At 68.1% G+C, this 10229-nt stretch carries 11 protein-coding genes; 6 read left to right on the top strand and 5 right to left on the bottom strand.

From position 1 onward, the window contains the following. Window positions 1–268: 268 nt before the first annotated feature. The 3 genes from IE94_RS0133525 (at window position 269) to IE94_RS0133515 (ending at window position 2225) form a co-directional block, all read left to right on the top strand. A complete protein-coding gene (locus tag IE94_RS0133525; RefSeq protein ID WP_030192000.1) occupies window positions 269–766 on the top strand; it encodes a hypothetical protein in 498 nt (165 codons plus the stop codon). A gap of 97 nt (window positions 767–863) precedes the next feature. Next, window positions 864–1319 (top strand): hypothetical protein, encoded by a 456-nt coding sequence (locus IE94_RS40535; RefSeq protein WP_245235374.1) that lies wholly within the window; start codon window positions 864–866, stop codon window positions 1317–1319. Window positions 1320–1391: 72 nt separating this feature from the next. Beyond that, window positions 1392–2225: an IS5/IS1182 family transposase gene (locus IE94_RS0133515; RefSeq protein WP_051777861.1), complete on the top strand. Its 834-nt coding sequence runs from the start codon at window positions 1392–1394 to the stop codon at window positions 2223–2225. Window positions 2226–2519: 294 nt separating this feature from the next. Here IE94_RS0133515 and IE94_RS37375 read toward each other — a convergent pair whose 3' ends face one another. After that, window positions 2520–2954, bottom strand: a complete 435-nt coding sequence (locus IE94_RS37375; RefSeq protein ID WP_157849428.1) for a hypothetical protein — start codon at window positions 2952–2954, stop codon at window positions 2520–2522. Window positions 2955–3658: 704 nt separating this feature from the next. On the opposite strand from IE94_RS37375, the gene IE94_RS0133505 reads away from it, so the two are divergent. Next, window positions 3659–5050, top strand: coding sequence for a replication-relaxation family protein (locus IE94_RS0133505; RefSeq protein ID WP_030191992.1), 1392 nt, complete (start codon window positions 3659–3661; stop codon window positions 5048–5050). A 45-nt stretch (window positions 5051–5095) separates the two neighbouring features. Continuing rightward, window positions 5096–5401, top strand: a complete 306-nt coding sequence (locus tag IE94_RS0133500; protein WP_051777857.1) for a hypothetical protein — start codon at window positions 5096–5098, stop codon at window positions 5399–5401. A 57-nt stretch (window positions 5402–5458) separates the two neighbouring features. Here the strand turns inward: IE94_RS0133500 and IE94_RS41940 are convergent, their stop codons facing one another. The 4 genes from IE94_RS41940 to IE94_RS40100 form a co-directional block, all read right to left on the bottom strand. Next, entirely contained in the window at window positions 5459–5998 is a 540-nt protein-coding gene (locus IE94_RS41940; protein WP_078606677.1) for a transposase, read from the bottom strand. Further along, window positions 5976–7391: a TfuA-like protein gene (locus IE94_RS37370; protein WP_157849427.1), complete on the bottom strand. Its 1416-nt coding sequence runs from the start codon at window positions 7389–7391 to the stop codon at window positions 5976–5978. Before IE94_RS37370 ends, IE94_RS41940 begins: the two co-directional genes overlap by 23 nt. Before the next feature lie 48 nt (window positions 7392–7439). After that, entirely contained in the window at window positions 7440–8627 is a 1188-nt protein-coding gene (locus IE94_RS0133490) for a YcaO-like family protein (RefSeq protein ID WP_063829766.1), read from the bottom strand. 165 nt (window positions 8628–8792) lie between these two features. Further along, the gene (locus IE94_RS40100) at window positions 8793–8933 is read right to left on the bottom strand and encodes a hypothetical protein (protein ID WP_157849426.1); all 141 of its coding nucleotides are present in this window, start codon (window positions 8931–8933) and stop codon (window positions 8793–8795) included. Between the two features lie 242 nt (window positions 8934–9175). Between IE94_RS40100 and IE94_RS0133480 the strand changes: the two genes are divergently transcribed. Then, window positions 9176–9949, top strand: a complete 774-nt coding sequence (locus IE94_RS0133480; RefSeq protein WP_030191983.1) for a class I SAM-dependent methyltransferase — start codon at window positions 9176–9178, stop codon at window positions 9947–9949. Window positions 9950–10229: the final 280 nt, after the last annotated feature.

The following is a 10229-nucleotide window of genomic DNA, read 5'->3' as shown; positions in this document are numbered from 1 at the left end:
TCCCGAGGGCGGCCGAAGGCCACGGCAGTGAGCCTCACACTGGAATCAGAAGAGCGCACGGGGATGGCGTTCCTCTGGGAATCGGGTGCTACTTCACTGAGCCTCCGCCAACTTGAAGCCGCAGGTCAAAGGGCTGGTGTGACCGGTTCTCGTGGCGCTCGTGCTGATCACGGGCGACTGTTTGAGTAGTAGATCGTCCGTCAGCGCGGTCGGCGCCTGAGTCGAAAGGCGGTCGACGGGACCATCTCGTGCAGGGGATCATGCGTAGGTGTCGCCGATCGAAGCCGCAACCGATGACCTGCAAGACCTCGCTGTTCTCTGGAGTATCGGAGAGGCCCATGCTCACGATGTCGTCGAGGTTGCCTGCGCGGCACTCGTTGCCGGACTAGACAGCCCGGCACTGCGCATTCTGGCCGGATACACACGTGCCGAGGCGGAGTACGACGTTCCCGACCTGCTTCCCGTCGTACTCGACGAGCTGGACCTTGTGTTCTATGCGCGCGACAGCGAGGCCGGGCAGGACGCTGCCGTGCGGGCGCTCGCGCACCAGATGCTGGCGGGCCGGCTGACGCCGCGAGAGCTTGCTATGCGCATCCACCAGCGGTTCGGCCACCAGCTACCCCTGGCCGAGCGCCTTGCTGAGCTTGATGACGAGTACGACATCGTCGGGTACGGGAACAGGACGTTGGCCCAGCTCGATGCCGAGGTCACGGCCGAAGCTCAGCGTCTGGCGCATGGTCGGCCCGACCAGAACCGACATTCATAGCGATCGAGCCCTGAGCAAACGGTCGTCAGCAGAAGCAGGTAGCTGAACTGTCCGGTTCTTGCTCGCCGTAGTCCGGCAGCCTTCTACGATCCGGTGCATGCTGGATCCCGAGCTGCTGGAACGGATCACCGCGCGGCGCGCGGAACTGGACGAACTCGAAGAGCAGCTGGTCAAACAGCTGGCGGAAGTGCGGGCAGAGCGGGACGAACTCGCCGTCGCCGAACGCGTCCTTGAACGGATGACTGGGCAGCTCGCCGAGGAACGTTCCTCAGCCCGACCGATGCCGGGGCAAGTGGCCGGCCGGGCGGTCATGCTGATCCCGCACCGCGAGCCGGGAGTGGAGGAGGACGCGCTGCCGTGGGACTACCAGCGCATCATCGCCGCTGTGCGGCAGGCCGCCGGACCAGTCATGGCCCGTGAGGTCGGCGAGGTGGTGGGGGTGGACGTCAGCGTGCGGTCCAAGCTGGAACCGCTACGCAGCAAGCTGGTGAGGCTTGTCGATCGCGGCTGGCTCCGGAAATTGCCCGACGGCCGGTTCACCACCCGTCTGTGACCAGCAGTACCGCCACTCCGAGCGGCTGGGAACGGGCGTAACCGGGGGGCTCCCGGCGGCCGTTGGAATTGTGTGACGAATACCGAAGAGCGCGCCGAGGACACCTGCCCGCTTGTCTACCAGTGCCGTCTGCCGCTGTCCACGCGCACCGTCAACCACCTCGCCGACCTGCTCAGGCGGCGCCTGAAGGCGATCCGGTCCAGGTGGCGGATCCTGCCGCCCGGGAAGATCGCGGTGATCGTCCTGGCCGTGTTGCGGCACGACCAGCGCCTGGCCGACATGGCCGGCGGAAACAATGTGTCGGAGTCCACCGTCCGCCGCTGGCGCGACGAGCTGATCGGGCTGCTCGCCGCCCAGGCGCCGCGCCTGGACCGCGCCCTGAAGAAGGTCGCCAGGCAGGGCGGGGAGGTGGTCCTGATCGACGGCACCCTCATTCGCACCACACGCCGCACCGGCAAGGCCGACCGGCGGAACTACTCCGGCAAGCACCGCAGCCACGGCCTGCACTTCCTCGCCCTGACCGACGAGAAGGGCCGACTGATCTGGATATCAGCCGCCCGGCCCGGCCGCACCCACGACAACACCGCCGCCCGCCACGACCACATCCTGGCCCACCTGCGCGCCGCCGGTCTCGGGGCGCTGGCCGACCTTGGCTTCCGCGGCCTGGACAACGACATCCTCGACCCCGTGGTCGTCACCGGCTACATCGCCACTCGTACCCACAAGCTCACTCGAGGCGAGAAGGAGGCCAACCGCGTCCTCGCGATCGGACGGGCACCGGTCGAGCACGGCTTCGCCCACCTCAAGAACTGGCGGATCCTCACCAAGCTCCGCACCGATCCCGCCCGCGCCACCCGACTTCTGCGTGCTCTGCTCGTCCTGACGAACCTCGAAATCAACCGCTGACGGATGATCTTCTCCGCGGACTCCCGCCCATGACCAGCACGAGTACCTCGAGGGTCGGTCACACCAGCCTTTTGACCTGCGACTTCAAGTTGGCGGAGGCTTACTCCACCGCACCACTGTCCACCCGGTGCGCACCACTCCCGCGCGCCGGCCGCACAGGTGCGCACCGCCCACCGAGTTGATGCGCACCGGATGGACGGTGGTGCGCATCGTGGTGCGCACCGGATGGACGCGGTGCGCACTGGATGGGCGCACCACCACACCAGTGCGCACCCACCCGGTGCGGTGGTGCGGTCAGCGGTGCAGAGCTACCACGTTCTCCACCACCGCGCGGGCCCGCGCCACCTGTTCATCGCGCAGCGCCCGTAGAGCCGGGACGACGTCCTTCGGTGCGTCGGCGAGGACCTGGCCGACGAAGTGCGCGATGGTGCGGGCGATCCCCGGCGCGGCAGCCGCGGGGGCGTGCGTGGCCCACTCCCTGATCGCCATCAGGTAGATGACGCCGACCTCGTCCAGGACGAAGGAGTCGGCGCAGGGCTCGGTGTCGTCGGACAGCGCGGTCACGGGGAAGACGATGAGTTCCGCGATGGCCGGCAGCAGCCCCGATAGCTGCTCCACCTCGGGCACGAGCCGCGCCGCCGTGGCGTCGTCGCCGGTCGCCACGGCCAGGACGTAGTCGAAGCCGAGCTGGACCAGGTGCGGGGGCAGCGAGGGAACGATCGGGGACATGAGCAGCTCCTGACGTACGGTCGCCGTGCCGATCACGGCGACGTCCCAGCAGAGTCAGCCCGCCAGCCTGTGGACAGAGGCCTCATCCCTGAGCCGGAACGGGCGAACCAGGGCTGCAAGGGTCAAAGTGGGCCTCCTTGTCCAGCGTGGTCGGCCCGACCACGAGTCCGACCATGACCCCTTGTCCACCTCTGCTACCGCCCCGACTATGGCCACGTTTCTCCTTGACCACGGCTGCTACCTGCCACGGTCAGACCGCGGACAAGGGGGTCCCCTGCACGCTGCTCCCTCGAATCCCCGCCCACCAGGGCGGCCTGAACCGAAGGAGCCACCGCGATGACCACGCACCGACCCCCGGCAGGCGCCGGGCCCGCCCGCCCCGACCACGGGCCCGACCAGCACCGGGCAAGCAGCCCCGGCCTGCTGCGGCGCGCACTTGGGACGCCACTGTGGAACCCACTTTGGTGCCCGGCACCGAGCCGGACGGAGAAAGCCCAGGTCACCACGCAGACACGGCCGGGCCCCGCGTTGTCACTACCCTCTTCTCTCCTCCTCTCACTGACCAAGCCCTGGGAAATAGGTGGGGGTGGGGTGTCAGTGGTGGAGGCGATCATCGGGTTCAGGGCGCGCCTGGTGCCCTCTGCGGCCGGGCGGGGCCGGCGTCCGGCCGGTGGCCGGACGCGGACGACGGGAGGGCGGGGCTGATGGCGGGGAAGCGTGAGGAGAACCCGGCGGGGTCGTCGAACAACCTGCGCGGCGACGTGCTGCGCGTGCTCGGGGTGCTGAAGGTCGCGACGGTCGAACAGATCCAGCAGATCTCAGCCCCGCACCTGAGCTACCGGCACACCGACAAGCCGACCCCGTCGAAGCGGAAGCAGGCCCGCACCGCCTCCCACACCGGGGCGCTGTCGGATCTGCGCAAGCACGGCCTGGCGGAGAACGGCGGGCAGCTCCCGGGCGGGGACACGCTGCGCAACCTCACCCCGATGGGATTGAAGGCCGCCGCTCGCGAGCTGGGGCGGCCGGTGGGGGAGATGGGCAACCCGGCCCGCGGCGCGGGCCGCACCGGGGCCTCCCACCCGATGACGGTCAACGAAGCCGTGCTCGCCCTGCTGCGCCCGAAGCCGGACCTCACCCAGCTCGCCCAGGAGCCGGCCGACGTCCGCGCCGCAGCGCAGACGGCAGTCGATGCGCCCGCCGGGCTGGGCACCATCGCCTCCTACACGACCGAGGTGGCGCTGCCCGCGACCGGCACCTGGTCCAATCCCAGCAAGGGCGGCGCCCAAGCGGACATCGTCATCACCGTGCCCGAGGACGGGGTGCCGCTGCTGTTCGTGGAGATCGACAACTGCTTCGAGTCCGCTCAGGTCCTCGCCGCGAAGATCGACAAATACATGCGGTTCTGCCAGCGCAAGGTGAAGGACGTCGACGGCAAGGAACGGCCGATGTGGCGCACCCGCTGGTGGGTGCCCGACGGACGCCACGGCGACCGGCCGCACCCGCCGCTGCTGCTCGTCTTCAACCGAATCGGCCCGCGCAACCCCAACACCGTCGTCGCGCAGCTTGCCGAGCTGACCGAGCGGCACTGGAAGGGCACCGCGTACGACGGGGGCTTCCACATGTACGACGGCAAGCTGCCCATTGTGGTCACCGGCATGAAGCAGCTCCAAGAGCATGGCCCGGCCGGAGCGGTCTTCCGGCGCTTCGGTCGGCCGCAGAACCAGACGCTCCTCGAGGCGATCGGCAACCCGCTCCGTGAAGCCCACGACGCCCGCAAGCAGGCCGAGTACGCAGCCCGGCAGCGGGAGCATAAGGAGGAGCTGCGCCGTATCGCCGCAGAGCACCGGGTCGAGCGGGAGGCTCGCCGTCCCGTGTGCGCCGGCTGCGGCACCCGGTTCACCGACGAACGGTGGAAGGCCATCGAGCCCGCCGGGTGGGACGCCCCGCGCGAGACCCACCCGCACCTGTGCGAGGACTGCAAGCAGCGAGCGATCACCGCTGAACGACAAGCCGAGCACACCAAGCTTGAGCACCAGGACCAGGCAGTGCCCGAGCAGAAGGCCGGCGGTACCTGGCTCTCGCGCTTCCGCAGCTGACGCAGAAAGGCCTGCGCTGTCAGTGGCGGCTGCAAGGCTGAACGGATGAACCGTGATGACAAGCAGCTGCTGCGCCGCCGGGTCTACGGCGCCGACCACGACCACCCGGGCCCGCGGCCAGACCGGCGCTACGCCGAACTCGTTGGCGGGCCGCTGGACGGTCTGCTGCTCGACATCACCGGCTGGAGGCCGGAGGAGATCGACGACGGTGTCTCCCTCCTCACGGAGCTCGGGCAGTTCGGCCCCGGGGGCCGGGCGCTGTACGACCCGCGCCCCGGCGACCCGGGCCGGTTCGACTGGACCGGCGACACTCCCCAGCTTCCAGACTGTCCCGGGCAATCGCCCGCTTGAGCAGGCGGATGATCTCCTTTTTTCGTGCGTCCGGCGGAGGTCTGCCGGGCGACGTTCTCACGAGTGCGGGCGTCGCTGGATATGCGGACGAGAGCGATGCGATAGAGGGCGGAGTTCGCTCTGCGGTCGTCGCCGCGGGAGAGGCGGTGGCCGGTCGGTCCTGCCGCTGGATGCGGGGACGGGTTCGACGCCGCAGAGGGCCGCGAAGGATGCCTCCGTGCGCAGGCGGTCGGGGTTTCCGCCGGCGGTGACCAGGAGCTGGGCCGCGGTGTCGGGGCCGACACCGAACGCGGCGCGCAGGCCGGGGTTGTGCTCGGTGGCGCGGCGGTGAGGGTGTCGTGTTCCGTGGTCAGGGCCTGGACCCGGCGGGCGAGGGACTTCAGCGCGATCAGGAGGGCGACGTGTGGTGCGTCGCCGGTGGGGCGGAGCCGGGAGATAGCGTCGACCTATGTCTTGCCACGCAGGGCTGTGTACTTGACGTGGATGTCGTCCGGGGCGGTGATGAGGATGTGTGCGATCTGGTTCAAGGTGGCGGTGCGGGCTTTGACGGCGGACCTGGCGGCGCTCTCTCAGCTCAGTTGCACGCGTACCGTGCACATGCTAGGGACGCCTGTAGCGTTCGCACCGCCCACTCGTTCCACCGGGTGTAGAAGTAGAAGGGCCGTGCGGCGGCCACCGCCGCGTCGACCGACGGGAAACCCCGGTCCAGGGCGGCCAAGGGGAGATGCTCGAGCGGAGCGTCCCAGTACAGCGTGAGCAGCTCCAGTACGCGAGTGCGGGGGATCATGTCGATACGGAGGCCGGGACGCACCCGGTGGACCTGGTCATTGACGTCCTGGGTACGACGCACGAGCCGCCCGGCCGTGCGGAGGACAGGCTCTTCGTCCAACAGTGACAAGGCGTTCTCGTCCCAGGGTATCCTGAGGGCGGTGCGGCACGATCTGACCAGAGCGGTCGTCAGCTGTTCGGTCAATGCCAGGCTGGTCTCGGCGGGGGTCAGCCACTGGTCCAGAAAGCCGAGCCGCTCACGGTCCGCAGGCAGACGGTAGAGACCGTGGTGTTCGCCGTGCCGGATCGCCCGGATCTTCACCGTGGCACCGTCTGACGGGTGTTCCCCGCACTGAGTGGCGCAGTGTGAGGCCAGGAGACTCAGCGTCGTGTCCCGGTGGTACACGGCATAGTCCGGGGCGAAGAGCTGGCAGGCGCGCAGCAGGCTGAGGGCGCTGGTCCGGGCCGGGTTCCCGCCCTCAGGGGCGGCACGGGCGGCGAGCTGCCAGGCGTAAAGGAAGGACGTCCGGTGCACTGCTTCCGGCAAGGGTCGGACGACGGGCCCGTCGGATGCGCCGTTGTGCAGGTGTTCCAGCAAGGCCAGGGCGTCATCGCGCTTGGGATCCTTGCGGTGAGCGACGCAGTACCGCTGGAGTTCCCGGACGGTCCCTGGTTCCAGTCCGGCCTCCGCGGCAGCCTCGGGCAGGGCGCCGTAGGAACGCCGTCCGAAAGGGCGCCGGGAGAATACGGTGATCAGCCGCTCGGCCGTGCCGGCATCACACACACCCCGTTCGACGGCTGCAGCGAAGGTGGCCCGCATGCACACGAGCGGTTCCGACAGTGGCCGGTAGCCCTCGTCCTCGGGACCGTGCATCAGGGCTACCTCATCGTCGGCGTCCAGGCGGCCGTCCCGGAAGTCGGCGTAGATCCGGCCTATGCCCCGCATACCAAAACGGTCAAGCTCGGCGGCTCTGAGTGCGCCCATGCTAGAAGCACCCACAACCTGCACCCCGCGACCGATGAGATCCAGAATCTCCTTGTGCCGTACGGACCCTTGCTGGTGGAAGTAGCCGTCGACGATGCCGACCAGGTCACCCGCCTGCGCGTCCAGGCGCCCGAGATCGCCCGCGGCGACCGGCGGGAGCAGTTCAATGCCGGTTCCCGTGACCAGTTCCAGGGCATCCGGCACACTCGGACCGATGAAGCAGTACTTGTTTGCCATGAACACATGCACCTTGTCTCCCCCGAGGCGGCGGCGGCCGCGCCCGGTTCAGTGACCGATGTCGCTGAGCGCTCCTGGACACACCACATGGACGACAGGGATCCCGATGTCCGGGTAGGTGAGATCGACGTAGAGCGGCGACCGTCCCGTCACCGACTCGATCCGTCGGGCGAGATGGCGTGTCTCGTCACTCAGACTGCCCAGGGAGGACGAGGCGATTGAGCTGAAGTCGACCCCGCGTCGTCCGTCGTTCGGTGCGGCGGGAGCGGCCGGTGAGCGATTCACCGATTCGAAGTGCGCCTCTCGGTAAGGTGTCCGGCCTATGTCGTCGCGTGCTCCCGCGATCGCCGTCACCCGGGACTGTGCCGCCTCGGTAAGCGCTCGGCTGAGCGCCACACCTGCGTCCAAATGGGTTCCGGCGCCCCCGAAAGGTGTTGGAAAGGCAGGGCTTGTGATCGTGGCGTCGAAGGTGGGGACACCGAAAGGACTGGCCAGTGCATGTACGGTGACCTGCACCCCAGCCGCCTCGAAGAGTTCCAGAAGATGGTGTGCGAGTGCGTCGTCGACGGTTGAGAGATCGACCGGCTTCGCCGTGCCAAACCGTCTGGCACGAGCAGAGGCATCCCGCTCGATCACCTCGTACATGCCGTGCAGCAGTGCTTCGTCCACCACGTTCCCGCTCGCCAGCCCATTGCTCGTGGCCCGGAACGCGGTCGGGATCCAGCGCCCCGTCACACAGGCGTCCAGACGCAGAAGCGGGGCGGGTACGTACGAATCGCCCTGCCCATCGATCCGTATGGCCGGGTACCAGTCGAAGCGGCAGTCCGGGCCGATGAAATGGCGAGTGGCCATGGGCAGCGCGTCCAGCGAATATCCCAGTGCCGGTTTCATGCGTTCGACGGTGGCGGTGATCGTCGGCACCCGCGGATGCTCCGCGTGCCAGAGTTCGATGGCTTCCATAGTGGCGGAGACCCGGGCCAACATGGCGTCGGCGCCCTTTCCCTGGGACACCGACAGAGTATGGGCGTTGGGCCGTATCGCCTGGAAGACCGGTATGCCGATCTCATCGAGCCAGGTGACGTCCGCGACCCGGGTGATCCCGCACCGTGACAGGACGGGTTGTATCCACTTCCAGGTCTCCTCGGGCGGCCGTGCTCGGTGAGTACCCCTCACAATCGCCTTATCGCCGGCGGCCTGAGCGGGAGAGCCGGCCTGAGGCAGGAGCTGTCCCCGCATCACAGCACTTCCTCTTCTGTCGGGTCGGATTTCTGGGATCGGTCCCTGGTGTCTGGATTCTGTGAGGTGTTCCGCGAAGTCGGTCGAGGGGTTCAGCAGGGAGTCGCAAGGATCCAGCCCCTGCCCGGACTCGGGCCCACAGTCCGGGCAGGGAGGGGGTGACGATCAGAACCCGAAGGCCTCTTCGGCCGGCTCGTCGTCGTCGGTGACCGTGACGGCGAGGTAGGCGTGGACCTCACGGGTCTCGACGTCCCTCACGAGCTCGTCCAGCTCCGTGGTCGTGGGTATGCTCAAGGTTTCACTCATGACCGTGTTCCTCCAGATCTCGTACTCGTGTGTCGGACATACTGCCGCGCCCTTCACACCTGGGCAGGACGTACAGATGTCTTTCACTGTCAGATCCCTACGAAACACGTTTCGTGCCAAAATTCTCAGTCATGAGTGAGTGAGCGACGACACCAAACCGACTACACATGACTCAAGGGGCCGACTACAGTCTCGGGCGGAAGCAACCCGCCAGGTGTCGAGGACTCACCAGGAGGCTACCCATGAGTAAGATGTCCCCCCGTGAGGTCGCTCTTCAGGCCGAGTTCGATGCCTTCTACACGGCGACGGCCTCTTCGGACCTCCTCCCCCGGCTGCACGCCGAAGCACTGGGTGACGCCTGCCCCAGCGAAGTGGAGGCCTACAGTTCCTGCAACTGGAACTTGCTGGGAACGGCGTTGAGCAGGCTGCGCATGCGGCCTGGCCAACTCCTCGCCGACATAGGCTGCGGGACCGGCGGTGTTGGGTTGTGGCTGGCCCGCGCCCTCGCTGTGAACCTGGTCGGAGTCGACCTCTCCAGGACTGCCGTCGAACTGGCGATGGCCCGTCGATCCGATTTCGTACCACCCGAACGCGCTCGATTCCAAGTGGGAACAGTGCGCGCGACGGGATTGTCCGATCAGTGCGCGCAAGGCGCCATCTGCGTCGACGTGGTCGTCGGCACTGCCGAGTGGGCAGCCACTCTGCAAGAACTGCACCGGATTTTGGAGCCGGGTTCTCGTGCGGTCCTCACACGTACCGTGCGTGCGGGCTCCGGCACAGTGTGGAAACCGCAGGTCGAGAACGCCGGTTTCGAGATAGAAGACGTGTGTGAGCGGCCCGAGGAACCGCAGATATGGCGCAGCCTCTATCACCTGTGGATCAGCCGCGAACGGGAGCTGCGCCGAGCGCTCGGTGACGCCCTGGCGGACACATTGCTGAAGGAGGCGAGAGAGGTTCTGCCCCGGCTCGGGAGGCATCGGTCCTCCCTGGTGACCCTGCGGCGCAGGGCCACGTAGATCGGCCGGTTGGCCAACGCGCCGCCGCAGCTTCACGTGGATGGCGTCGACGAAGCAGGCGGCTCTGCCCTGTGCTGGTCGAGACCTTCTACAACCGCCGCCGCCTGCGCAAGCACAAGACCTTCGGCTTCCTCACCCCAGCCGAAGCCAGGCAGCGGCATCAGCACACCCATGGACCCAGGGGGCCGTTGCGTGATCACGTTTCGTCCGGAGTGCCGTGCTGGCCCGTCCTTGGAGGGGACACCCCGGTTCGGGCAGGGGGCGGACGCGGTGCAGGCAC

This window comes from Streptomyces violaceorubidus (genome assembly GCF_000717995.1).
In the GTDB taxonomy this organism is placed as follows: Bacteria; Actinomycetota; Actinomycetes; order Streptomycetales; family Streptomycetaceae; genus Streptomyces; species Streptomyces violaceorubidus.
This window is presented reverse-complemented; position numbering and strand designations above follow the sequence as displayed.

Coding starts and splice junctions, on each gene's coding strand:
- IE94_RS40535 (WP_245235374.1), top strand. CDS start 864: ATGCTGGATCCCGAGCTGCTGGAACGGATCACCGCGCGGCGCGCGGAA.
- IE94_RS37375 (WP_157849428.1), bottom strand. CDS start 2,954: ATGTCCCCGATCGTTCCCTCGCTGCCCCCGCACCTGGTCCAGCTCGGC.
- IE94_RS0133505 (WP_030191992.1), top strand. CDS start 3,659: ATGGCGGGGAAGCGTGAGGAGAACCCGGCGGGGTCGTCGAACAACCTG.
- IE94_RS0133500 (WP_051777857.1), top strand. CDS start 5,096: ATGAACCGTGATGACAAGCAGCTGCTGCGCCGCCGGGTCTACGGCGCC.
- IE94_RS37370 (WP_157849427.1), bottom strand. CDS start 7,391: ATGGCAAACAAGTACTGCTTCATCGGTCCGAGTGTGCCGGATGCCCTG.
- IE94_RS0133490 (WP_063829766.1), bottom strand. CDS start 8,627: ATGCGGGGACAGCTCCTGCCTCAGGCCGGCTCTCCCGCTCAGGCCGCC.
- IE94_RS40100 (WP_157849426.1), bottom strand. CDS start 8,933: ATGAGTGAAACCTTGAGCATACCCACGACCACGGAGCTGGACGAGCTC.
- IE94_RS0133480 (WP_030191983.1), top strand. CDS start 9,176: ATGAGTAAGATGTCCCCCCGTGAGGTCGCTCTTCAGGCCGAGTTCGAT.